This window comes from Methyloversatilis discipulorum (assembly GCF_000385375.1).
In the GTDB taxonomy this organism is placed as follows: domain Bacteria; phylum Pseudomonadota; class Gammaproteobacteria; order Burkholderiales; family Rhodocyclaceae; genus Methyloversatilis; species Methyloversatilis discipulorum_A.
The window spans coordinates 3,467,762-3,489,947 of the sequence record NZ_ARVV01000001.1 but is presented as its reverse complement, the minus strand read 5'-3'; the positions used below and the strand labels follow the sequence as shown (position 1 = coordinate 3,489,947).

At 66.5% G+C, this 22,186-nt stretch carries 28 protein-coding genes; 16 read left to right on the top strand and 12 right to left on the bottom strand.

What is annotated here, in order from left to right; translation table 11 throughout:
• Positions 1-192: 192 nt before the first annotated feature.
• From METRZ18153_RS0116280 to METRZ18153_RS0116240, 11 genes are all read left to right on the top strand, one after another.
• Positions 193-603: a hypothetical protein gene (locus tag METRZ18153_RS0116280; protein ID WP_017901443.1), complete on the top strand. Its 411-nt coding sequence runs from the start codon at positions 193-195 to the stop codon at positions 601-603.
• Between the two features lie 13 nt (positions 604-616).
• The gene (locus METRZ18153_RS20925) at positions 617-1,048 is read left to right on the top strand and encodes a hypothetical protein (protein ID WP_157257250.1); all 432 of its coding nucleotides are present in this window, start codon (positions 617-619) and stop codon (positions 1,046-1,048) included.
• Between the two features lie 94 nt (positions 1,049-1,142).
• A complete protein-coding gene (locus tag METRZ18153_RS0116275) occupies positions 1,143-2,381 on the top strand; it encodes a serine/threonine protein kinase (RefSeq protein WP_020165736.1) in 1,239 nt (412 codons plus the stop codon).
• Positions 2,382-2,482: 101 nt separating this feature from the next.
• Positions 2,483-2,665 (top strand): hypothetical protein, encoded by a 183-nt coding sequence (locus METRZ18153_RS0116270; protein ID WP_020165735.1) that lies wholly within the window; start codon positions 2,483-2,485, stop codon positions 2,663-2,665.
• On the top strand, positions 2,620-2,826 hold the full coding sequence (locus METRZ18153_RS21305; protein ID WP_415857704.1) for a tetratricopeptide repeat protein: 207 nt from the start codon (positions 2,620-2,622) through the stop codon (positions 2,824-2,826). Before METRZ18153_RS0116270 ends, METRZ18153_RS21305 begins: the two co-directional genes overlap by 46 nt.
• A 545-nt stretch (positions 2,827-3,371) precedes the next feature.
• Positions 3,372-4,199 (top strand): DUF817 domain-containing protein, encoded by an 828-nt coding sequence (locus METRZ18153_RS0116265; protein ID WP_029143829.1) that lies wholly within the window; start codon positions 3,372-3,374, stop codon positions 4,197-4,199.
• Between the two features lie 87 nt (positions 4,200-4,286).
• Positions 4,287-4,775 (top strand): VOC family protein, encoded by a 489-nt coding sequence (locus tag METRZ18153_RS0116260; protein ID WP_232416069.1) that lies wholly within the window; start codon positions 4,287-4,289, stop codon positions 4,773-4,775.
• 163 nt (positions 4,776-4,938) lie between these two features.
• On the top strand, positions 4,939-5,511 hold the full coding sequence (locus METRZ18153_RS0116255; protein ID WP_020165732.1) for a dihydrofolate reductase family protein: 573 nt from the start codon (positions 4,939-4,941) through the stop codon (positions 5,509-5,511).
• A gap of 101 nt (positions 5,512-5,612) precedes the next feature.
• On the top strand, positions 5,613-6,059 hold the full coding sequence (locus tag METRZ18153_RS0116250) for an SRPBCC family protein (protein WP_020165731.1): 447 nt from the start codon (positions 5,613-5,615) through the stop codon (positions 6,057-6,059).
• A gap of 179 nt (positions 6,060-6,238) precedes the next feature.
• A complete protein-coding gene (locus METRZ18153_RS0116245; RefSeq protein WP_020165730.1) occupies positions 6,239-6,463 on the top strand; it encodes an addiction module protein in 225 nt (74 codons plus the stop codon).
• Entirely contained in the window at positions 6,460-6,753 is a 294-nt protein-coding gene (locus METRZ18153_RS0116240) for a type II toxin-antitoxin system RelE/ParE family toxin (RefSeq protein ID WP_020165729.1), read from the top strand. The genes METRZ18153_RS0116245 and METRZ18153_RS0116240 overlap by 4 nt, the downstream gene beginning before the upstream one ends.
• 47 nt (positions 6,754-6,800) lie before the next feature.
• On the opposite strand, the gene METRZ18153_RS20275 is transcribed toward METRZ18153_RS0116240, so the two are convergent.
• Both METRZ18153_RS20275 and METRZ18153_RS0116230 read right to left on the bottom strand, forming a co-directional pair.
• Positions 6,801-7,265, bottom strand: coding sequence for a hypothetical protein (locus METRZ18153_RS20275; protein ID WP_020165728.1), 465 nt, complete (start codon positions 7,263-7,265; stop codon positions 6,801-6,803).
• Between the two features lie 69 nt (positions 7,266-7,334).
• On the bottom strand, positions 7,335-8,534 hold the full coding sequence (locus METRZ18153_RS0116230; RefSeq protein ID WP_020165727.1) for an MFS transporter: 1,200 nt from the start codon (positions 8,532-8,534) through the stop codon (positions 7,335-7,337).
• Positions 8,535-8,669: 135 nt separating this feature from the next.
• On the opposite strand from METRZ18153_RS0116230, the gene METRZ18153_RS0116225 reads away from it, so the two are divergent.
• Positions 8,670-8,999 (top strand): YnfA family protein, encoded by a 330-nt coding sequence (locus METRZ18153_RS0116225; RefSeq protein ID WP_020165726.1) that lies wholly within the window; start codon positions 8,670-8,672, stop codon positions 8,997-8,999.
• 33 nt (positions 9,000-9,032) lie between these two features.
• Positions 9,033-9,812, top strand: a complete 780-nt coding sequence (locus tag METRZ18153_RS0116220; RefSeq protein WP_020165725.1) for an SDR family NAD(P)-dependent oxidoreductase — start codon at positions 9,033-9,035, stop codon at positions 9,810-9,812.
• Positions 9,813-10,216: 404 nt separating this feature from the next.
• Here METRZ18153_RS0116220 and METRZ18153_RS0116215 read toward each other — a convergent pair whose 3' ends face one another.
• The 9 genes from METRZ18153_RS0116215 to METRZ18153_RS0116175 all read right to left on the bottom strand — a co-directional run bounded on the left by METRZ18153_RS0116215 (position 10,217) and on the right by METRZ18153_RS0116175 (position 18,522).
• Entirely contained in the window at positions 10,217-11,410 is a 1,194-nt protein-coding gene (locus METRZ18153_RS0116215; protein ID WP_020165724.1) for an OpgC family protein, read from the bottom strand.
• A 229-nt stretch (positions 11,411-11,639) separates the two neighbouring features.
• A complete protein-coding gene (locus tag METRZ18153_RS0116210) occupies positions 11,640-12,560 on the bottom strand; it encodes a vWA domain-containing protein (RefSeq protein ID WP_020165723.1) in 921 nt (306 codons plus the stop codon).
• A 10-nt stretch (positions 12,561-12,570) separates the two neighbouring features.
• Positions 12,571-13,107: a hypothetical protein gene (locus METRZ18153_RS0116205; RefSeq protein WP_020165722.1), complete on the bottom strand. Its 537-nt coding sequence runs from the start codon at positions 13,105-13,107 to the stop codon at positions 12,571-12,573.
• The gene (locus METRZ18153_RS0116200) at positions 13,104-14,186 is read right to left on the bottom strand and encodes a vWA domain-containing protein (protein WP_020165721.1); all 1,083 of its coding nucleotides are present in this window, start codon (positions 14,184-14,186) and stop codon (positions 13,104-13,106) included. Before METRZ18153_RS0116200 ends, METRZ18153_RS0116205 begins: the two co-directional genes overlap by 4 nt.
• Positions 14,183-15,214 carry a hypothetical protein gene (locus METRZ18153_RS0116195; protein ID WP_020165720.1) on the bottom strand — a complete coding sequence of 344 codons (1,032 nt, stop codon included), beginning with the start codon at positions 15,212-15,214 and terminating at the stop codon, positions 14,183-14,185. The genes METRZ18153_RS0116200 and METRZ18153_RS0116195 overlap by 4 nt, the downstream gene beginning before the upstream one ends.
• Entirely contained in the window at positions 15,211-16,074 is an 864-nt protein-coding gene (locus METRZ18153_RS0116190; protein WP_020165719.1) for a DUF58 domain-containing protein, read from the bottom strand. The genes METRZ18153_RS0116195 and METRZ18153_RS0116190 overlap by 4 nt, the downstream gene beginning before the upstream one ends.
• A complete protein-coding gene (locus METRZ18153_RS0116185) occupies positions 16,071-17,093 on the bottom strand; it encodes an AAA family ATPase (RefSeq protein ID WP_020165718.1) in 1,023 nt (340 codons plus the stop codon). Before METRZ18153_RS0116185 ends, METRZ18153_RS0116190 begins: the two co-directional genes overlap by 4 nt.
• A gap of 116 nt (positions 17,094-17,209) precedes the next feature.
• Entirely contained in the window at positions 17,210-17,755 is a 546-nt protein-coding gene (locus METRZ18153_RS0116180) for a DUF1097 domain-containing protein (RefSeq protein WP_020165717.1), read from the bottom strand.
• A gap of 101 nt (positions 17,756-17,856) precedes the next feature.
• Positions 17,857-18,522, bottom strand: coding sequence for a pyridoxamine 5'-phosphate oxidase family protein (locus METRZ18153_RS0116175; RefSeq protein WP_020165716.1), 666 nt, complete (start codon positions 18,520-18,522; stop codon positions 17,857-17,859).
• 178 nt (positions 18,523-18,700) lie between these two features.
• On the opposite strand from METRZ18153_RS0116175, the gene METRZ18153_RS0116170 reads away from it, so the two are divergent.
• Positions 18,701-19,516 (top strand): IclR family transcriptional regulator, encoded by an 816-nt coding sequence (locus tag METRZ18153_RS0116170; RefSeq protein WP_020165715.1) that lies wholly within the window; start codon positions 18,701-18,703, stop codon positions 19,514-19,516.
• Between the two features lie 15 nt (positions 19,517-19,531).
• On the opposite strand, the gene METRZ18153_RS0116165 is transcribed toward METRZ18153_RS0116170, so the two are convergent.
• Entirely contained in the window at positions 19,532-19,729 is a 198-nt protein-coding gene (locus tag METRZ18153_RS0116165; protein ID WP_020165714.1) for a DUF2970 domain-containing protein, read from the bottom strand.
• A 114-nt stretch (positions 19,730-19,843) separates the two neighbouring features.
• On the opposite strand from METRZ18153_RS0116165, the gene METRZ18153_RS0116160 reads away from it, so the two are divergent.
• Both METRZ18153_RS0116160 and METRZ18153_RS0116155 read left to right on the top strand, forming a co-directional pair.
• Positions 19,844-21,397: a sensor histidine kinase gene (locus METRZ18153_RS0116160; RefSeq protein WP_020165713.1), complete on the top strand. Its 1,554-nt coding sequence runs from the start codon at positions 19,844-19,846 to the stop codon at positions 21,395-21,397.
• Positions 21,394-22,041, top strand: a complete 648-nt coding sequence (locus METRZ18153_RS0116155) for a response regulator (protein WP_020165712.1) — start codon at positions 21,394-21,396, stop codon at positions 22,039-22,041. The genes METRZ18153_RS0116160 and METRZ18153_RS0116155 overlap by 4 nt, the downstream gene beginning before the upstream one ends.
• Positions 22,042-22,186 lie beyond the last annotated feature (145 nt).

Here is a 22,186-nt window from a genome sequence, read left to right as displayed (position 1 = left end):
ATGGAATTCAGACGACTGCGGACGCAGGTTGGCGGGGTGTCCGGTTTCACGGCCTCTTTCGTACCGTGAGTAAACGAGTAGGTAGACGGAGGGTTTTGAAATGAAAAGAAAATCCGGCGTCCGGTTTGTTTGCTTATCCGGACAGACGCCGGCTTACTCGCCAAATCTGGCGTCGACCTCACGTTGGACGTCATGAGCAGCTACACCGAGAAAACGGGAAGGGCTCCGGACTTTAGAGTCGCGTATAAGCGGCTGCCGGCGCGTCAGCGCCTCTTTCAACACATGCGCTGCAACGTGCATTGGGCGGCCGACGACGACCAGACTCGACAGTGGTCTATTTGGCCGGAGTTCGAGTCAGTGGGGCGCGAACCCATTCCGGAGACTGATGAACCGCTGGAATGTGGAACCGCCACTATGTGGGTGTTGTTCGACCAGCCGGAGTACCGACAAGATCTGCGGCAGTGGCTACGCGTGGGCCAGGAGGGGTTCTTCATGGCCGGTGCCGAACGAATCGCGCACTTCACCCTTGTGGAGCTACTTGGCCGCGAAGCAGACGCCCAACCCACCGCTCCAGCGGACGGCCTTCGACCGCCGCTGACCTAGCACGTTAGACAGCATGGCAGCGATTCTTCTTCTTGAGGATGGGCGCGCATTAGACCGATCGAATCTGGGCTTCTGCGGGATGCTCGTTCTGATTTCCAAAGAGGTGGCTGATACGCATGCACGGCTGAAGGCGTGGCTCGCAGACAAAGCTGAACGAACATCACCGTTCTGCGAATTCGATCTGAGAGGTCTAAGTGAGTTGGATCGGATTGAATTTTGGGCCGCGAGCGAGCGGGCATACGCTGCGTTGTTGCTGCGGCATGGCGCTGAGTCATCTTGGCCAAACAACATGTATGCAGGCGAAAGCCTGAGTCACTTGCTGCAAATGCATCGGAGCATCATTGCGGGCGAACCGCCCTCTGCTCTCAATGACCACCACAAGCCCATGCCGTTTCGCGGGCAAGCGGAAGATCTTGATGAGATCTGGTTTGAGAATGGTGTCTAACCCTACAGTCAAGCGGACCGCCACAAGCTGCGCTTGTGGTTCCCTCCGCGCTTCGCGCTCCGGCGTCCGCATACTTCCACGTTAGCTTTCAGAAATGGCCAAACCTCCTCCGTTTGAAACCCCATTCGACTCGTACACCAGTGTCAGCGTCATCGGCGAAGGTGGCGCCGGCATGGTGTACGAGGTCCGAAATGTCGCGGGCGAGACGTTCGCCTTGAAGTGCTTAGCTCCGGAACGAGTTAACGCCGATCGACTCAAGCGGTTTAAGAACGAGATCGCCTTCTGCCAGCGGCAGGACCATCCGAACATAGTGAAGGTGCTCGACACCGGCGCAGCGCTATTGAAGGGTGTCAAGGTTCCCTTTTACGTCATGCGTCGATACACCGGCACGCTCAGGACTCACATGCCTGGGCTTTCGCCTGGAGACGCGCTGAAGGCGTTCTCACAGGTGCTTGACGGAGTCGAAGCTGCGCACCTCTCCAATGTCTGGCACCGGGACGTAAAGCCCGAAAACGTACTGTGGGATCAGGCGGGTGCCAGACTTGTTCTTTCCGATTTCGGCATCGCTCACTTTGAAGTGGAGGAGATATACACGGCAGTCGAGACCAAGGTCGCTTCGCGATTAGCAAACTTTCTCTACTCGGCCCCCGAGCAGAGGGTGCGAGGCGCGAAAGTTGACCATCGCGCAGATATCTACTCGTTGGGCCTGCTTCTGAACGAGCTTTTCACCGGTGAAGTGCCGCAAGGAGCAGGATTTATAAGAGTTGCAGCCGTGAGCCCGGAATACTCGTACATCGACGACCTTGTCGACGGGATGATTCAGCAGGACCCTCAGAAGCGGTTCCAGTCGATCGAGGACATCAAAAAGGAGCTGATTGGACGAAAGAACGCATTCGTCGCGCTGCAGCAGTACGAGGCAACCAGGAAGCAGGTGGTTCCGACTGCCGGAGCGTTGGAGTTCGAGCCGATCACTCTTGTTGGTCTCGACTATTCCAGGGGCCTGCTGACACTTCAGCTCAGTCGGAATGTCCCCTCAGGGTGGGCGCAGGAGTTCCACAACCCGCGGGGCGGGCACTCGGCGATCATGGGATACGGTCCGGAAGCGTTTCAAGTCCGAGGGAGCACGCTGACGCTGAACATCAGGGACGATGAACGATTGGTGCAGCAAGTGGTGGATCACGCGAAGAACTATGTAGCTGCTGCGAACCGCGGATATGTCCAGCAACAGCAAGAGCTCAATGCTCGCGCTGAACGTGAGCAACGACTGGCTTTGGAGCGATCTGTTGCTGAAGCCGAATTGCGCAAAAACATCCTGAGGAACGTCAAGCTGTGAATCGTGCGGGCACGGGGGCCGGAAGCTGAAAGCTAACAGATCGGTCGACTCGGACACGTTGCGGCAAGGCGCCGGTCACCTTCACGTTGGGCGACAAATACATGAGCATCAGCCGGTCCATCAGCCAAGCCGCGCAGTATTTTGTCGAAGCATTTTTGCTGACCGTCCTCGGTGCACACCGCATCCTGAAGGCGCTCCTGACAGGGGGTGATGTCTATGATGCGAAGGTGATCTCAGCATCGGATATTTCCGATCTTGGCGGTCATCGTATAGCGGTCGCCTGATCAAAGCAGAACCCAATCGGCCAAGGGCATATTTTGAGCGAGGCATAGCCCATTTAGAGATGCGCGATAAAGCAAATGCGCTCATCGATTTCGAGCAGTGTCTCAGGCTCGATCCAGCGTTTCCAGGAGCCAAAGACTGGCATGCACGCTCCAGCAACTAAGCCGTTGTCGCCCAACAAGGCGCTGCAGAGGGACGTCCCCGCCTTCGGCGGGTGCGCCCCTGAGCGCGAGCGTTAATCAGCACCGAAGGACGGCTATGAGTTCGACGATGGTGGAACTGCGGGTATGCCCTCCACTTGAGCGCCCTCACATCGTGGGAGTTTTTGCACGGCTCACCATTCCGCACCCACCAACAACTGCGTGCGCTGAGATTCAAGCGCATCAGTATCAAGCTCTGGATTGGATGGAGCATGAACCGGAGGCCACGTTGAGAAGCGTCGAACCTCGGAAGGTTGATGCGGAGCGCGCGCAAGCAATTCTGATGCAGGTGACCGCGGTGCGGACTCCGCTTGTTGCATCCAGTGAATTGGGTATCCACGAGACTTCATACCGCCTTAGGGTATGGCGCGGAGCTAGCTTTTGCGAATTCAACTGGTGGCGCGAACTGCCGAGAGAGTGGCAGTCCCTTGCACCCATCGTTTCAGGCATCGAAGAGATCGCGAGTGAGGTACTGAATGCCGTTTAACCTGTCGGTCGACACCGACTGATGCCTGAAGCTTCATTCTCACCTGCAACGGATGCGCGAGCGCGGATCGCCGGGATCGGCGTCGAGTTCCTGCAGTTCACCTGGAAGGAAGCTCAGGCATGCCTGTTTGCCGGGCTGTTCTTTGTCGCGGTTTTCTGCGTTCCGCGGACTGGGGTGCTGGGGCTGTCCCGATACGACATGCTGCTGCTGATCGCGCTGGTGATTCAGGGGTGGATGCTCTGGAGCGGCCGCGAGACGCTCGATGAGCTGAAGGCCATCTGTCTGTTCCATCTGCTTGGCTTCGCGCTCGAGGTTTTCAAGACGTCCAGCGGCATCCGTTCGTGGTCCTATCCGGACTTCGCGTACACGAAGCTTCTGGGCGTTCCGCTGTTTTCCGGCTTCATGTACGCGGCGGTGGGCAGCTACATCATCCAGGCGTGGCGGCTGCTGCAGTTGCGGGTCGAGCATCACCCGCCATACTGGATGGCCGGGCTGGTGGCGACTGCGCTCTACCTGAACTTCTTCACCCACCACTTCATCGGCGATTACCGGTGGTACCTGGCCGCCGCCGCGCTGGGTCTGTACGCACGGGCGCAGGTGGTCTTCCGGCCGCACCGTGTCGATCGCCGCATGCCGCTGTCACTGGCGCTGGTGCTGATCGGGTTTTTCATCTGGCTCGCCGAGAACATCGGCACCTTCTTCGGCCTGTGGGCGTATCCGCATCAGCTCGGCGCGTGGGCGGCCGTTCATGTGACCAAGTGGAGCGCATGGTCACTGCTGGTGCTGATGAGCTTCACCATCGTGACGAACCTGAAGCACATCAAGGCCACGGTGCACGTGCCGGCGTGAGCGGGCCAGTGTGGGGCAGCACCTTACAATCGCCGACTGTCACGGTTCTTGGAGCTTCTTGGCGCATGAACCGGATGGTCTTTCCTGGTGCGTTGGTCCATCGAGCGAATTGCAGCCGCACTTTCACGCGGTGCACCGCTCAGCGCTGATACCCACCAGTTCGAAAGTCTTTTCAACATGGAGATCCCGATGTCCGGCCCCGCACGAACCGGTGTGCTCATCTACGCGAAGAATCTGTCGTCCGTTTCCGCCTTCTACGAACAGGTCCTGAGCGCCGAGGTGCTGCATGCAGACGACGAACACAGAGTCCTGCAGGCGCCTGACGTCCAGCTCATCATCCACGCCATCCCCGAGCAGTACAGCCGTTCCATCGTCATTGAGGAGCCGCCGGTGGCGCGTGAGGGGCAGGCCATCAAGCCCTTCTTCACGGTTGAAAGTCTGGTGGCGGCGGAGCGCATTGCGGAGCAATGTGGCGGACGGGTCTGGGGGCCGGTGTGGCCGGGCCCCGGCATGCAGGTGCGCAATGTCTGCGACCCGGAGGGCAATATCGTGCATCTGCCTGAGCACGTAGCCTAGCGGACAGATCGGCGCGGACGACCGGCTCGTTACCGCGGCTTCGCCGTTCCACCCATCACAGGTCATCTCGTTACGTGAGACCGGAGAACATGTTGTCCGTGGCCGACAGCGCCCGGCAGCCCCACGCCGGAACGTCCGTCCGCACTTTCCCCGAGGTACTTCCATGAGAACCCAGTACTACACCGCCACCAGCCTCGACGGATTCATCGCCACCGAGGACGACTCGCTGGACTGGCTGTTTCCGCTGGGCGACGTCAGTGACACGAGCTACCCGGCCTTCATCGCCGAGGTCGGTGCGCTGGCGATGGGGTCGTCCACCTATGAATGGATGCTGCGTCACGCGGACACGGTGGCCGCGGAAACCGGCGCGGCCTGGCCTTACAGCCAGCCGACGTGGGTGTTTTCGAAGCGGACCCTGCCAACCGTTCCCGGCGCCGACATCCGCTTCGTCCGGGGCGATGTGCGACCCGTGCATGGCGCCATGCGGGCGGCGGCGGGCGACAGGAATATCTGGATCGTCGGCGGTGGCGATCTGGCCGGGCAGTTCCATGACGCCGGGCTGCTGGACGAGATCATCGTGCAGGTGGGGTCAGTCACGCTGGGCAGGGGCAAGCCGCTGTTTCCCCGCCAGCTCACCAGCCCGCCGCTGGTGCTCCTGTCGGTCAGGCAGGTGGGCACGGGCTTCGCCGAACTGCGCTATCAGGTGCCTTCAAGCGCGATCGCCCCCGCGGTCTGACAGGACAGGCCGGAGCAGCGACGGGGCACGCCGCCCTGTCGAAACCGGCGCCTGCCATCCGTCGTGTGAACAGAGGGTCGTCCTCGGCAACGGAGTTCATCATGTCTACCCATACCGTCCGGCTTCATCGCGTCATTCCTTCGACTGCCGACCGCGTCTATCGCGCTTTCCTTGATCCCGACGCATGGGCCAAATGGCTGCCGCCGCACGGCTATATCGGCACGGTCCATCTGATGGAGCCGCGCGTCGGTGGCAGGTACCGGATGTCCTTTACCAACCTGACGACCGGTCATAGCCATTCCTTCGGCGGCGAGTATCTGGAGCTGATTCCCGGACAGACGCTGCGCTACACGGCGGTGTTCGACGATCCGAACCTGCCGGGCACCATGCAGACGACGGTGACGCTGAAGACCGTGTCCTGCGGCGTCGACATGAACATCGTGCAGGAGGGCATTCCGGCCGTCATTCCGCCCGAAGGCTGCTACCTGGGCTGGCAGCAGTCGCTGCAGTTGCTGACCCTGCTCGTGGAGCCGGAGATACGCGAGTGAGGGCCTAGGGCCCTCGTGACAACGTGCTGCGCCAGCGGGCCGGGCAGTGCCTCGCGAGCAAGGTGTCACAGAGCGAGAGCGGTGCGCCGGAACTCCGGCCTTGATTTACGCTTCCGCTTGTCTTGAGCTCAGAATGAGCGTTATGGCACCCTTCGCATTCCCGAACAGGAGGTAACACGATGGCTGCTCCTATAGAACTCCTGGTTCAACAGGTTCTTCAGTTGCCCGCAACGGATCGCGCACGTCTGTTGGATCAAGTGATCAGCAGTCTCGATGCAGACCGCGAGCGGGATGCCCGCTGGAACGCCCTCGCTGCACAACGCGACGCCGAGGCGGACGCCGATCCATCGGCACTTGTGTCCGGCCCGGAGGCGATCGCGCGTATCCGGGCCAGCCTCGGATGACATACAGCCTTCACCGTGGCGCGGAACTCGACTTGCTGGAGGCGGCACAGTTCTACCGGCGCGAGGGCGGTGTCATGCTGGCGAACCGCTTTCTGAGCGAATTCGAGCGGGTGGTGGAGCTGCTGCTCGAATACCCCGGCATCGGTACGCCGGCGGACGAATTGAGGCGGGTGCATCCGCTGCATGAGTTTCCCTACTCGGTGATCTATCGCGAAATCGATGGCCGACTGCGAATTCTCGTGGTCCGCGCTCACCATCGCGATCCTGACCACGGAGAGATGCGTAGGTAAGAGCGCCAAACTTCGCGGCCAGCCTTGCACTGGCCGCGCGACGCGTCTTACGAAATAGATCTCTGCGTCAATCCAGTCGCCGCCCCCGTCGTACCCAGCGCCCGATCCAGCTTGTCCTCGACCTCGCCGATGGCGGCGGCGAGCGAGTTCGATGACTCCACCGACACCTTCTGCAGTTCGACCCTGAGGTCGGCGAATTCCTTCTGCATCGCGGCGTTCAGTTCGGTGAAGCGCGAGGCTTCGGCCTGGTCGGCGAGCAGGCGCTGTTCGCGCAGTTCCTTGGCGTGGCGGCGTGCTTCGAGCAGGGTGGAGGTGTGCAGGCTGAGCGTGTAGGCGCCGAGCAGTACGAGCAGCAGTGCGGTGCCGCCGAGCAGGATGACGCCCGCGGGGGCAACGATCGTTGCCACCAGCAGCGACACCTCGACCGGTGCCGCCAGCACGTGCCAGTTGGCGATGACGAAGGCGGCCAGCAGGCCGAGTACGAGTATGCCGAGTGCGCCGAGCAGTCTCATGCGGTGTCTCCTCTTGTTGTGATCACCGCATTGTGGCGCCGCTGCGCGCGCAACGCCATCGGTGGGCGCCTACGTGGCCGCGGCGGTCGCGCGCACGACGCGCGCCTCGCGTATGGGCAGATTCACCAGCGCGGCGGCCGCGGCCAGTGCGGCGTCGGCGTACCACATCCACTGGTAGTTGCCGCTGTGTTCGAGCGCCAGCCCGCCCAGCCAGGCGCCGAAGAAGCCGCCGGTCTGGTGCGACAGCAGCGTCAGGCCGAACAGCGTGGCGAGGTAGCGGGTACCGAACAGCTTGCCGACGACGCCCGCGGTCGGCGGCACGGTGGCCAGCCAGGTCACGCCGAGGCCGATGGCGAACAGGTAGAAGGTCCATTCGGTGCGCGGCGACGCGAGGTAGATCAGCACCAGCACCGCGCGTGAGGCGTACATCCAGAACAGGATCATCTTGCTGCGCCAGCGGCCGACCGCCCAGCCGGCGAGCAGGCTGCCGAAGATGTTGGCCAGCCCGATCAGCGCCAGTGCGCCGCTCGCCACCTCGGCCGGCAGACCGCACAGGCCGACCTCGCCCGGCAAGTGGGTGATCAGGAAGGCGATGTGGAAGCCGCAGGTGAAGAAGCCGGCGTGCAGCAGCAGGTAGCTGCGGTCGCGCATCGCATCGCCGACCGCACGACGCAGCCCGCCGTCGCCACCGGCTGCGTGCTGCGGGTGCGGCTCGCGCGCGCGCAGCGCGCGTGCCAGCGGCAGCGCGGCCAGTGCGGCGGCGGCCATCGCGTACATCGCGCCCATCCAGCCGACGCTGGCGATGAGCTTCTGCGCCAGCGGCGCGAACACGAACTGGCCGAGCGAGCCGCCTGCGTTGATGATGCCGGCAGCCTGGCCGCGCTGCGCAGAATCGAGCCGGCGCGAGGCGGCGCCGATCAGCACCGAAAAGCTGCCCGCGCCGGAGCCGGCGGCGGCCAGCACACCCAGCGTCATCGTCATGCCGAAGGTGCTGTCGACGAAGGTGGTAAGCACGCAGCCGAGTGCCAGCACGATCAGCCCGGCGGCCAGCACGCGGCCCGGACCGTAACGGTCGGCCACGGCACCCGCCACCGGCTGGATTGCGCCCCACATGAACTGGCCGATGGCCAGCGCGAAGCTCAGGCTGACGATGCCCAAGCCGGTGCTCGTATTGATCGGCGATATGAACAGACCGGTGGATTGCCGCACACCCATGCTCACCATCAGCAAGAGGGCGGCGCACAGCACGGCCGACAGGGCGGTAGGCATGGAAAGACAGGTGCAAGCGACAAGATGCAAGATACAAGGAAAATCTGGTCGCGCGAAATCGACTGTGCAGTGCAGTTCCGGCAGACCTTTTTCTTGTACCGTGCTTGTCGAACCTTGCATCCTGAGTCTTGCTTCTTGAATCTCATCACAACGACCGCACTGTTCGTCGCCACGGCGCTCGCCGAAATCATCGGCTGCTACCTGCCCTGGCTGTGGATGAAGGACCGCGCGCCGGCCTGGGTACTGCTGCCGGCCGCGGCCTCGCTGGTCGCCTTCGTCTGGCTGCTGACTCTGCATCCGACCGCGGCCGGGCGGGTCTATGCGGCCTATGGCGGCGTCTATGTCTGCGTCGCCGTGCTGTGGCTGTGGCTGGTCGACGGCGAACGTCCGCATCTGTGGGATGTCACCGGTGTGGCGGTCGCGCTGGCCGGCATGGCCATCATCATGTTCGCACCGCGGGGCTGACGCCGCGGCGCTGTCTTCGAAAGGAGTTCCCGTATGGATCTGCAACTGAACAACCGTCTCGCGCTGGTATCCGGCAGCACGGCCGGCATCGGCTACTCGATCGCCGAAGCGCTGCTGCGCGAAGGTGCGCGCGTCATCGTCAATGGCCGTTCGCAGGCGTCGGTGGACGCGGCGGTCGCCCGGCTGGGCGCGGGTGCCATCGGCTTTGCCGGCGACCTGTCGAAGGCGGGCGACGCCGAGACGGTGGTGCATAACTACCCGGACATCGACATCCTGGTGAACAACCTTGGCATCTTCGAACCCAAGGCCTTCGAGGACATTCCGGACGAGGACTGGCTGCGTTTCTTCGAGGTGAATGTGCTGAGCGGCGCGCGTCTGGCGCGACTGGTGCTGCCCGGCATGAAGCGCCGCAACTGGGGGCGCATCCTGTTCATCTCCAGCGAGAGCGGTGTGCAGATTCCGGCAGAGATGGTGCATTACGGCATGACCAAGTCGGCGCAGATCGCGATCGCGCGGGGCATCGCCGAATCGGTCGCCGGCAGCGGCATCACCGTCAACAGCGTGCTGCCCGGCCCGACCCGCTCGCGTGGCGTCGAGGACTTCGTGCAGGCGCTGGCCGGCGACAGCGGCCAGAGCTTCGACGAGTTCGAGAAGGAGTTCTTCGAGAAGGTGCGCCCGACCTCGCTGATCAAGCGCTTCGCGACGACCGAGGAGGTCGCGGCGATGGTGACCTATCTGTGCAGCCCGCTCGCCTCCGCCACCACCGGTGCTGCACTGCGCGTCGATGGCGGCACGGTGAAGAGCGCGTTCTGACGGCGGTCGGATGAATGAGCGCGGTGGGTCGGACACCACGGTGATCTGCAGGCATTGTCGAGGTCAGAAGACCCCTCCCACAGAACCCCGGCTCAGGCTTGGGTCCGGGGTCAGTGCGCCGCCGCTGCAGGAGCGGTCCTCTGACCGCGACACGGCCTCTGCTGTCCGCCGGCTTCGATTCAAGCTGCAGTCGGTGTCAGAAGACCCCTCCCACAGAACCCCGACTGCGACGGCGGGCGTGCTTTTTGTGGGAGCGACCTCTGGTCGCGATGCAGCCTGTGCGGGCCGCTGGCTTCGGTACAAGCCGCTATCGCGAGCAAGCTCGCTCCCACAGAAAACTGGCTCTGACTGCGAACAGGGTGCGATCCTTGTGAGCGACCCTGGCCGCGACAGGGCATGTCGCTTCAGCCGCCCTTGCGGATCGGGGCCGCTACGGCGCCGACGTATTCGCCATCCGCACGATGGTACGGCGCGGGCGAGCGTTGCGGTCTGCGCACGACGTCGAGCCACGCGGCGAGCGTCCACATCAGCAGCACGCCAGCGAGGCCGGCGGCCACCTGAATGGCCGGATGATCGCCCGCCACCGCGCCGGCCGCGTCGGCCAGCGGTGCCACCAGCACGCTGACGCAGAACACTTCGAGTGAATGACGGCCCATGCAGCGCAGCGCCGATACAGGTGCGCTGTGCAGCCATGCCCCAGGGCGCAGCAGCGTGGTGGCCACCCAGGCCAGCACCAGGAAGTGGGCGACGCGCAGCAAGTCGAGGTCGGTCTTGCTGATCGGATAGATCAGCGTGGCGATGGACTGCGGCATCAGCGCGTCATGAATCTCCGGCCAGCGCCAGGACAGGCTGAGCAGCAGCGAGGCCGCGAGGAAGGCCAGCGCCGCCGGCATCATGATGTTGCGGCCGATGCGCCGCTCCAGTGGACGCATGCGGAGCAGCGATCGCGGTCGTGCGCAGCAGGCGCCGATGAAGAACAGGAACTGCCAGGCCAGCGGATTGAAGAACCACACGCCTTCCGGCGCGGCGGGCAGATTCAGCCCCGTCTGCTTCTCCAGCAGCCACAGCAGACCGGACGGCAGCAGCACCCACAACGGTCGGCGCACCAGTAGCGGCAGCAGGCCGGCCATCAGCGTCATCAGCACGACATAGAGCGGCAGCGGGTCCATCAGCACCGGCTTGAACTGCATCAGGATGCCCGCCAGCAGCGCCTCCTGTGGCTGGTCGAGGAAGTAGCGCAGACCCATCTCGGCGATGAAGTCGCGTGTCTCGACATTGTCGTTGGCGACGAACACGACCACCATCAGCTGTGCCAGCAGAAACACGTGGGCGACGTACAGGATCCAGGCGCGGCGCAGCACGTGCACCGCCGCGGGGAAGAAGCCCTCGCGCTCGTAGCGGCGGCCGTAGGCGAGCATGGCGCCATAGCCGGCGAGAAACACGAACAGCTCGGCGGCATCGCTGAGACCGAAGTTGCGCAGCGTGGCGTAGCCGAGCGGATTGCCGGGCAGGTGGTCCCAGAACATGCAGATCAGTGCGACGCCGCGGAAGAGGTCGACGCGCAGGTCGCGCGCCGCGGGTGGAGGTGCGTAATTCATCGTCAACGGCTCCATGCGGGCGGGTCGCGGACGCTGCGTGCCGTCGGCCGATGTCCGTTACCCGATGCTGTAGGGAGGCATGTGGCCACGGCGTCGTGGCCCATGAGGTGTCCTTGATGCGCCCGCGAATGCTAGCGCCGCGCAAGGGTAGACCAGATGGGCGTACAGGTAGGCGTCTGTCAGAGGATGCTGACAGGCTGCGCGGCGGGCCGGACGACCCGCCGGGACTTCAGCGGCGCGACTCCGGGCGGAAGCGCAGCGCGAGCACGGTCAGCGCAAGAAGCGCCGGCAGCCAGTTCAGTGCGGTCGGTACCGGACGCGACACTGCGGCGCCGTCGTGCTTCATGGCGCGGACCAGCGTGCCGGTGTCGGACAGCGTCGCGTAGTCGAATCCGACCTGCTGCGCGATCTCGCGCAGATGGGTTTCGCGCAGCGCCGACAGGTGTTCGGTACCAGGCACCTTGCGGCCGTCGGCGGTGCGCAGCTCGCGCTGTATCACCTCGCCGGCCTGCCAGTAGCCGACCGGGCGGCCGTCGTCGTCGCTCTTCGGTATCGGCCGCGCGGCCTCGCCGCCGGCGCCGACGATCCAGCCGCGTACCTCGCCCGGCTTGATGTCGTCGAAGCCCGGCTTGTCGCCGTCGCGCAGCGGCGGCGCTTCCTGGCCGTCGCTGACGAAGACGACGGCAGGCGACTCGTCCAGCGTCTTGGCGGTACGCACCGACCAGAACACGCCCTTCGCCACCTCGCTCGAATTGCCCCAGCGCATGCGGCCGTCGATCTGGTCGAGTGAGGCGATCAGGTCGCTGTAATGCGCGCAGACCTCGATCGGCGCCAGCAGCAGCAGCGTGCGGTACTCGGCGAAACCGGCCCAGCCGACGCGCGAGCCGCAGGGCAGTTCGCGCAACGCCCGCTTGGCCGACTCGCGGGCGTAGGTCAGGCGGCTCACCGGCACGCCGTCCAGTTCGTAGTCCTCGACGTTCATGCTCTGCGTCAGATCGAACACGACGATGGTGTCCCAGCTGTCGCGCGGCAGGTTTACCGGCGGCAGCACGGCGGCGATCACCAGCAGTGCGAACGCGGCGAGCAGCGAGCGGGCGTCGCGCTCGCGCAGGCTGGCGAGCAGGTTGCGCAGGAAGACGCGTGTTCTCATGCGCGCGTCCTCACGGCAGGTCCAGCCGCACGCCCTGCAGCGTCGTCACCACGCGTTCTCTCGGTGGCTCCGGGCCTTCGTCCTCGGCGGCCGCGGCCTGCTCGATCTCGGGCGCGAGCCACAGCGCGCGTTCGAGGTTGTAGCGCGCCTCCCAGTCGTCCGGCCGCTCGCGCAGCGCGTCGCGGTAGCGTTGCTTGGCCAGCTCGACCAGCGGCAGCGCGTTGGCGATGTCGGCCTCGCCGTGCGCCAGCGCTTCGCGCAGATGCAGGTTGCCGAGGTTGTAGCGCGCGCCCTCGCGCAGGTCCGCGCGTTCGCCGGCGATCAGCGCCTTCCAGGCACGGGTGGCGGCTTCGCTGTCGGTGCCGCGGCTCAGCGCCAGCGCCTGCGCGAACTGCGCTTCCGGCAGGTCGGCGTCGACGCTGCCGGCGGCGGCGATGGCCGCATTCACGCGTTCGGCCTGCCACAGCTGCGATGTCTGCCAGCCGGCGGCGAGCCCGGTGAACAGCGCGGTGGCGCCGAAGATCAGATGTACGGTGCGTCGTTTCACAGCCAGCTCCGCAGAAGAAGGGATCGATAGACCAGCAGCAGCGCGCAGCACAGCGCCGCCAGCGAGAAGAAGAGGCGGCTGTGGTCCTGCCGCGGCACGCGTTCTTCGAAGTCGAGCGGGAAGTTCTGCTGGCGGCCCACTTCAGCCACCGCCTTCGCGAGGTCTTCCGGGCTGTCCGCCTGGTACAGCCGGTAGGTCACCGGCAGCGACTGGAAGAAACGGTGCAGCGACACTTCGGCGATCGACTCCTGCGCGTAGTAGGCGTTGCGCACCTCGATGGCTTCCATGCTGTCGCCCTCGGCGGCGGGCGGAGGTGCACTCGCCTCGGCGTCGAGTTCGGGTGCGTTCAGCGTGCGCAGGTAGAGCCAGTGCAGCGCGATGCGGTTCGCCTGCAGGCCTTCGCGGATGCGCTTGCGCGTCGGCTCGTCGAGGTGGGCCCCGCCGTCGGTCACCAGCAGGATGATGCGGCTGCCGGTGTAGGCGCGCTCGGTGAAGGTGTCGATGGCGGCGGTCAATGCGCGGCCGACGTTGGTGTCGGACAGACCGCGCCCCAGCCCGCCGGCCGTGATGCCGGCCTGCACGACGGCGTCGTGCTGGGTGAAGGGCACGACGTTCATCGGGCCGGCGCTGAAGAACATCAGCGCGAAGCGGTCGTCCGGCCGCTGCTCGACGAATTTCGACAGCAGGTCGCGCGCCACCGCCGATTTCGGTTCGCCGCGCGAGTCCACCTGGTAGAGCAGCGAGTGCGGATCGATGGTGCGCCAGTCGCTGGGCTTCATCTTGGCGTCCATGCTGCGGCTGCGGTCCATCAGGATCATTATTTCGGCGCCGCGGCCGGTGCGCGTCACCGTGGTTTCGGGCGAGCCGGGGCCGGCCAGCGCGATGACGATGCCGGCCAGCGCGAGCACCGCCAGTGCCCGCCAGGCGAAACCGGCGACGCGGCCGGCGCGGTCGCGCGGCAGCCAGTCCAGGGTCGGGAACAGCAGCGTGTCGCGGCGCCGGCGCAGCAGCGGCAGCGCGGCCAGCGGCAACAGCAGCAGCGCCCACGGCTGGGCGAAGTCGATGGCGCCGAAGGTCATGCTTCGTGCCGCCTTTCGATGTCGCGCAGGCGCCGCGCCAGGCTGCGCAGCGGCAGCGCTTCGGCCGGGCGGCCGTCGCCGAAGAACAGCGCGGCCGACTGTGCGTAGAAGCGTTCGATGTCGGCGCGCAACGGCGCGTACTGCGGTGCGCGTTCGAACAGGCGCGGCAGCGAAGCCGGCTGCAGGCTGCGGCCGGCGGTGCGGTCGAAGGCGCGGTGCAGTGCCTGCCAGGCTTCGGGGGCGTCGTCGCCGCGGCCGCGCAGACCCTTCAGTTCGCGCAGCGCGCGGGCGAAGGGCTGGCTGCGTCCGGCGCGCCAGCTGCGCCAGCCGAGCCATCCGCCCCAGGCGAGCAGCGTGGCCACGCACAGCCCGCCCCACACCGCGATCTGCTGGCGGATCGATGTGGTGTCGACAGCCGGTGCGGCACGGTCCGGCTGCAGCGCGTCCAGTGCGCCTTCGCCGAAGGCGTTGCGCGGTGTCAGCGGTGCGGCGCTGAAGGGCCAGGCGGCCACGCCGAGCAGGCCGCCGGAGGTCTGCAGGTCGAGCGCCGGCAGCGTCAGCGCGGTGAGTGCCTGCGGTGCGTTGATCAGCTGGTGCTCGATCACCAGCCAGTGCCGTCCGTCGGCGTCGCGTTCGACGCGGGTCGGCCGGCGTTCCAGCCAGACGCCGACGCGGCCGGGTGCCGGCGGCTTGGTGAGCTCGACCGGCTTGCCGTCGATCGCGAGCAGCACGCGCTGCGTCAGCACATCGCCCAGCGTATGACCGAAGGCGCGCGGCTGTTCGACGCGGGCGGGCGCGCCCTGCGGTTGCGGTGCCGCAGCGGCTGCCGGGGCGGCTGTCTCGGGTGCGGGCGTGGCAGCGGCGTCGGCGCCGTTCCCGGGTGCGTCGGTGGCAGGCGCGTCCTGCGGCGCAGGGCTGTCTTCACTGGTCGCAGCCGGCGCGTCCGGTGCGGCGGCGGGGGTCTGTGCGAATGCGCCCTGTGCAAGCAGCAGACTGGCGATCAGGGACGCTCGGATCAAGGGCGTCATGCGGTGGCCTCGAAGAAGTAATCGGACATCGCTTCGGCGTCGAAGGCGCCGTGGATGAAGAAGGGGCGCAGGTCGCGCGCGGAGAAGAAGGCATCCAGCTCGGCGCGCCGTGCCGTCACCGCGTCGCGCCACTGCGTGCGCAGCTTGGGCCGCATGAAGAGCGTGCGGCGGACACTGCTCTCGGCGTCGCGCAGCGGTGCGATGGCGTCGTGCGGCGGCGGCTCTGTTTCCGCCGGATCCCACACGACGACAGGCACGACGAAGGCGTGCGACAGCAGATCGAGTGCGCCACCCAGCCGGTCGAGCGGCCAGTGGAAGTCGCTGACCAGGAAGACCAGCGCCTCGCGGCCGATCAGCTGCTGCAGCGCGTCTTCCAGCCCCTCGATGCCGCCGGGCGCCGGTGTGCACTGGCGCAGGCTGTCCGCCATCACGCTGCCCAGACCACGGCTCAGCGTGGCCGGCACGCACAGGTCGGCGCGTTCGCGCTGGTCGAAGGCCAGCATGCCCAGCGCATCGCCGACGCGGAAGGCGCTGCGCGCCAGCGATTCGACGAAGTCGGCGGCGACGTCGATCTTGCGCCGGCGGGCGCCGAAGCCCATCGAGGCGGACACGTCCACCAGCAGCTGCACGGTGACGCCGACGCGCTGGCGATTGACGCGCACCAGCCAGTCGCCGGTGGTGCTGCGCACGCTGGCGCGCAGGTCGAGCCGGCGCGGGTCCGGCCGGTCGTAAAGACTCATGTGCGACACGAATTCCTGGCCGGCGCCCAGGCTGCTGCCCGGGTGCGAGCCGGGCCGTTGACCGGCGGCGCGCTGTGGCAGGCGGTAGTGGAATTCGTGCAGCTCGTCGGCGGCACTCATCGCGGCGTGGCGACCTTCTCGATGATCTGCGCGACCAGCGCGTCGGCGATCTGCGCGCGGCGCATTTCATAGACCGGTGTGAAGAACACGCGGTGGCCCAGCGTCGACGGCAGGATGGCCTGCACGTCGTCCGGCACGAGATGGGTGCGGCCGGCCATCCAGGCGACGACGCGCGCGGCGCGCAGCATGGCGCTCATGCCACGCGGGCTGGCGCCAGCGAGGATGAGTTTCTTCATGTCGACGCCGTCGATGCGCACGTCGAACGCGGCCGGATTCTGGCTGGCGTCCCACAGGTCCATCACATAGCGCTCGAGCGCTTCGCTCGCCACCACGCTGCGCTGGATCGCGGCGGCCATCGAGTTCAGCGACTGCCAGTCGAGGATGCCTGGCGCGACCTGGTCGATCAGCGCGTCGACGTCGTGGAAGGCGGTGTCGAACACCAGCGCGCGGCGCACTGCCGGATCGCGGGGCGTTTCCATGCGCAGTTCGAACATGAAGCGGTCGCGCGCGGCGGAAGCCAGCTCGAAGGTTTCTTCCTTCTCGACCTTGTTGCGGTCGGCGAACACCGTCATGTGCGGGAAGCTGTATTCGCGGTTGAAGGCCGACACCGTGCGCTCGGCCATTGCGCGCAGCAGCAGCGACTGCACCTGCGGGCGGGCGCGGTTGATTTCGTTGAAGAAGAAGGTGGTGAGGCGTTCGCCGTGACGCAGCAGCGGACCGGGTTCGATGCGCGGCTTGCCGTCGGCATCGACATAGGTGTGATAGACGAGGTCGTTCGGCATCAGGTCGACCGTACCCTCGACGCGCTCGAAGTCGCCGCCGATGGCGCGGGCGAAGGCGCGCAGCACGGTGGTCTTGCCGACGCCGACGTCACCTTCCAGCAGCACGTGGCCGCGGGCGAACAGCGCGACGTTGATCAGCCGCACCACGCTGTCCTGGCCGATCACGGCCTTGCGTACTTCGGTTTCGACGCGCAGCGCGGCGTCGCGCCAGTCCTGCAGATGTTCTTCCCTGTTCATGCTGTCTCCCGGATGCGGAATCGATAGTGGAGGCGGGGGCGCTGATCGTGCACCGACTGCGGCGCAGTCTAGGCAGGAGGCGACGGGCAAGTTGCCCTGTGTGCGTGGACGAGGGCTCAGCCGGCGCTGCGCGTCCGCGTGTCGGGTGCGCTCAGTTGCGCGATCAGCCGGGCGTTGGCCCAGCCGAACAGGCAGCCGATCAGCAGCGCCAGCGGCAGCGCGACGATGACGTTGTCGGCACGCAGTGTGGTGAGCACCGTGGCGTCGAAGCGACCGGGCACGTCGAGATAGGCCCAGTTCGCGGCGAAGCCATAGACGCAGACCGGCAGCACCGCCAGCCGCGGCCAGCCGGAGGCCAGGCTCATGACACCGACCGCGGCACCGACCACCAGCGGTACCCATACGGTGCCGGGCAGTGCCGTCGGGTTGAACAGGATGGCCAGCGCCGCCAGCCAGCCGGCGAACACGCCGAACACCGCGTGCGCCAGCACCGCCGCCAGTGCGGCCGGCGGCCGGTCGCCGCCGCCGAGGTGGAAGAAGCAGGCCCAGGCGATCACCATCGGCCACATCGGCAGCGGGAAGGTCTGCATCGTGAAGGTCATCGTCACCGCCAGAATGACGTTGGCGCAGACCAGGGCGGAGAAGGGCTTCAGTGCGTGCATGGCGGTGTCCTTTCGAGGCGTGGGCGTGCAGCCGCCCCTGCGGCCCCGGTGGGGCTGCATGCGTTCGGGCGGCGGGAGGGGGAGCGGCCGTAGCCGCGCTGTCAGGTGCGGCCCTGCTGCACCAGTTCGGCGTATTCGTCCGGCGTGATCAGGCCCTGCGCAGCGGCGACCTGGCTGTCGTGCGCGGGCAGCACGTCCTGCAGGCCGTCGATGCGCTTCCACGTCGCAGGCGGCGTTTCGCAGCCGGGCTGCGGCACGTGCGGCGCACCGGCGACCCGCTGGTAGCGGTGGATGTAGCGCGGGCAGTTGATGAAGATTTCCGCCAGCTTCACGCGCACGACGAATTCCGCACCGTGGAAGGCAGGCAGGCCTTCATGCAGCAGCGGATCGTCGCGGCTCACCGTGGCGTCGCCATGCACGCGCACGCGGTGCGGTGTTTCGAAGTCGATGAACAGCATCCCCACCTTCGGGTTGGCGCCGATATTGCCCATCGACAGGAACATGCCGTTGCCGTCGAAGCTCGGGAACGCCAGCGTCGTGCCATCGACCACCCGGACGAAGCCGGGACTGCCGCCCTTGTGCGACACGGACGGGTACCCCCGATGGTCGATCGTGGTGAGGAAGAAGAAGTCGCGCGACTCGATGAAGCCCTGGTGTTCGGGCTGTATGTCCGGATGCACGATGAACTGCTGCACGCGGTCGGCCAGCGGCCGCATGTCGAACTCTTCCTGCAGCGCGCGGTGCTGCGCGCCGTAGAGCGTGGCCATGTCTCCTCCTGAATCAAGAAAGCTGTCCGATGAACGGACAAACCGGTTGTTCGAGGTCTTGTTGTGTGGAGCCGATGCTAGTGTTCGCATCTGCAGGCGGCAATAAGCCGGGCCTACATAGGTGTCCGCATATCGGACACGGTTTTTGCGGATGAACGGACAGGGGGCGGACGGCCGGATGAACGGACGAGCTTCAGCGCAGCGCGGCGAGGCGGACGAGGCGCCGGCAGGCAGCCTGCACCGCGCGCGGCTGCTGGTGACGACGATTGCGCGCGGCTCCCGCCGCGGCAGCCTGCTGACCGAACTGGTCGCGCGTACCGGCCTGCCGCGGCCGACCATACACCGCGTGCTCGACATGCTGATCGACATGGGCTGGGTCGAGCGCGACCCGCTGACGCTGCGTTTCAACCTCGGCCGCGACCTGGCGGCGCTCGGCTATTCGGCGATCAGCCGCCAGCCGGTCGAGCGCGCGGCAGCGACCGAACTGAGCGCGCTGGCCGAGGAACTGGACCAGGTGGTGTTCCTGAACATCCGCAGCGGGCTGGACAGCGTGTGCATCGGCCGCTACGACACGCGCTCGCAGATACAGGTCGGGCGCGGCGACGTCGGCTTGCGTACCGCCTTCGGCATCACGCAGAGCTGCATCGCGATGATGTCGCGGCTGCCGGCGGACGAGGTGTGGGAGGTGATGCGCATCAATCTGTCGCGCTTCCACCGCGTCGAGCGCTACGACGAAATCCGCCATCGCACGGCGATCGACTTCGCGCTGGCCAACGGCTACTGCTGTTTCGACGGCATGGTGTTGGACCGCAGCACCAGCGGCATGGGTGTGCCGATCTGCGACGCCGGGGGCTACCCGGTGGCGGGCATCGGCACCACCTTCATCAGCGCCTGGCTGGACGAGTCGGGTCGCGCTGCCTGCCGCGCGCGGCTGGAGGCGGCGGCTGCGCGCATCGCGCAGCGCCTGTTCGCGCTGCCGGATGGCGAGGCCTGAGCGAAGATCGCCCGCTCAGCGAGTGATGAAATGCACCGCCGTCAGCAGCGTGCCGACAAACAGCGCGGCGCCGAGCACGGCACCGGCGACCAGATGCAGCGGCTTCAGCGTCACCGTGTCGACGTCGTGCCGGCTGCGCTTGCGCACGCCGAAGAAGCTCCAGAACACGGTGGTGGCGATGCGCAGCACGGACGGGGCGGTGGGCGAGGACATGACGGATCTCCTGCAGCGATGAAGGCATGCGCACGCGGGCGCATCGTGTCGCCACACTAGAGCCGGCCGCACGGAGGAAACAGATCCAGTCGCGCCGAAACAGGATCGGCACAGTTGACGGCCGCCGCCGCGGGCAAGATGCCCGCGCGCCAGCCGGCTAGAATCGGTGCGATGAAGCGCGGCACCAACCTGAAACTGACGCTGATGCTGCGCATCACGCTGCTCGCCGTGGCCATCGGCGTGCTCGCGTCGGCCGGCCTGATCTGGCGCACGACGACGCGGCTGCAGGCCGAGGCGGTGCGCAACGCCGACCTGGTGTCGCGGCTCATCACCGACCAGATGTCGCGTCAGTTGAGCGGGCTCGAACTGAATATCGGCAAGCCCGACCTCGCGCGCTTCGCCGAGTTTTCCGAAGTGACCCGGCTGTGCGTGCAGTACTTCGACCTCGAAGGCACGCTGTCGGCCAACAGCTGCCAGCAGGCGCCGCCGCCACAGGCGGAAGCCGAGGCGCCGGCGTGGTTCCGCGAACTGATCCGCTACACGCTGAACCGGCGCATCGACCGGGGTGCCGAATCGGCCACCGACAGCGGTGAATCGCCGGGCGTGAAGGTCGGGCGGCGCGTGCTGTGGTACCAGCCTTACGGCGTCGGCCTCGACGTCGGGCGCGCACCGGGCCTGAAGATGGGCGAGGTCCTGATACGTGTCGATGCCGACCGCGAAAGTGCGGCCGTGTGGAACGAGATCACGCGCCTGCTGATGTGGGCGGTGCTGGCCCTGCTGGCGTTCAACGTGCTGATCTACTTCAGCATCAGCCGCGCGCTGCGCCCGGCGGCGGCGGTGCTGGACGGCCTCGGCAAGCTCGAACGCGGCGATCTGGACGCGCGGCTGCCGGCCTTCGAACTGATCGAGTTCGACCGCATCGGCTCGGTGTTCAACGCGATGGCCGGCAATCTGAAACAGAAGACGCGGGAGCAGCAGCGCCTGGCGCAAATGCTGCTCACCGTGCAGGAAGGCGAGCGCCGGCGGCTGGCGCGCGAACTGCACGACGAGTTCGGGCAGAGCCTGGCGTCGATCAGTGCCGAGGCCGCATGTGTCGTGAACGAAGCGGGGCGGCCACAGCCGGCGCCGGACGCGCTGCGCGCCAGCGGCCGCACCGTGCTGCGCACGGTCAGCGGCATGATGGAATCGCTGCACGGCATCCTGCGCCAGCTGCGGCCGGTCGGGCTCGACGAGTACGGACTGATCGCCGGCCTCGACAAGCTGGTGCGCATGTGGGACGCGCAGGCGCGCGGCCGCTGCAGCTATCGCCTTGAGGTCAGCGGCGATTTCGCCGACGTGCCGGATGACATCGCGATCAACCTGTACCGCATCGTGCAGGAATGCCTGACCAATGCGGCCAAACATTCCGGTGCGACGACGGTCGACGTGCAACTGGAGCGGCGCACGGCGAGTGACGACATCCGTCTGCGCGTCAGCGACGACGGCGTCGTGCGCGGGCCTGACCTGCCGGCGCCACGCGGCAAATCCGGCGGCTTCGGCCTGATCGGCGTGAAGGAAAGGGTGATCGCGCTCGGCGGCCGCGTGCAGCTGTCGGCGCGCGAACCGCAGGGGCTGGCGGTCGACATCGTCGTGCCCTGGCAACTGACAGACGGAGGAACACCGGCATGACGGATACACCGATCAGCGTGCTGCTGGTCGACGACCACGCGGTGGTGCGCGAGGGCTACCGGCGGCTGATCGAGCGGCATCCGCCGCTGACCATCGCGGCCGAAGCCGGTTCGGGCGAGGAGGCCTACCGGCGCTACGTCGAACTGGCACCGGACGTGGTGGTGATGGACATCACGCTGCCGGGTGCCAGCGGCATCCAGACGCTGCAGCACATCCTGCAGCGCGACCGCGACGCGCGCGTGCTCATCTTCACCATGCACCGCGACGCCACTTTCGTCGAGAAGGCGCTGGAATCGGGCGCGCTCGGCTACGTCACCAAGAGCTCGTCGCCCGATCTGCTGGTCGAGGCGATCTGCGCGGTGTACCACCGGCGGCAGACGCTGAGCCCGGACGTGCAGACCGAACTGGCTGCACTGCGCCGTGCCAGCAGCGCGTCGAAGAACCCGCTGGCCGCGCTGAGCGCGCGCGAATTCGAAATCCTGCGCATGCTGGTCGCCGCGAAGTCGCGCGAGGACATCGCCGACACGCTGCACCTGAGCCTGAAGACGGTGCTCAACATCCACTACCAGATCAAGTCCAAGCTGGGCGTGTCGACCGATATCGAACTGATGCACGCGGCGCGGCAGCTCGGGCTGATCGACTGAGGTTGTGGGAGCGACCTCTGGTCGCAATGCGGCGATTGCGTGCCGCCGTCTTCGATTCAGGCTGTAATCGCGAGCAAGCTCGCTCCCACGGGAAGCCGGGCTCCGACGACGAGGCGGGCGTGCTTCTGGTGGGAGCGACCTCTGG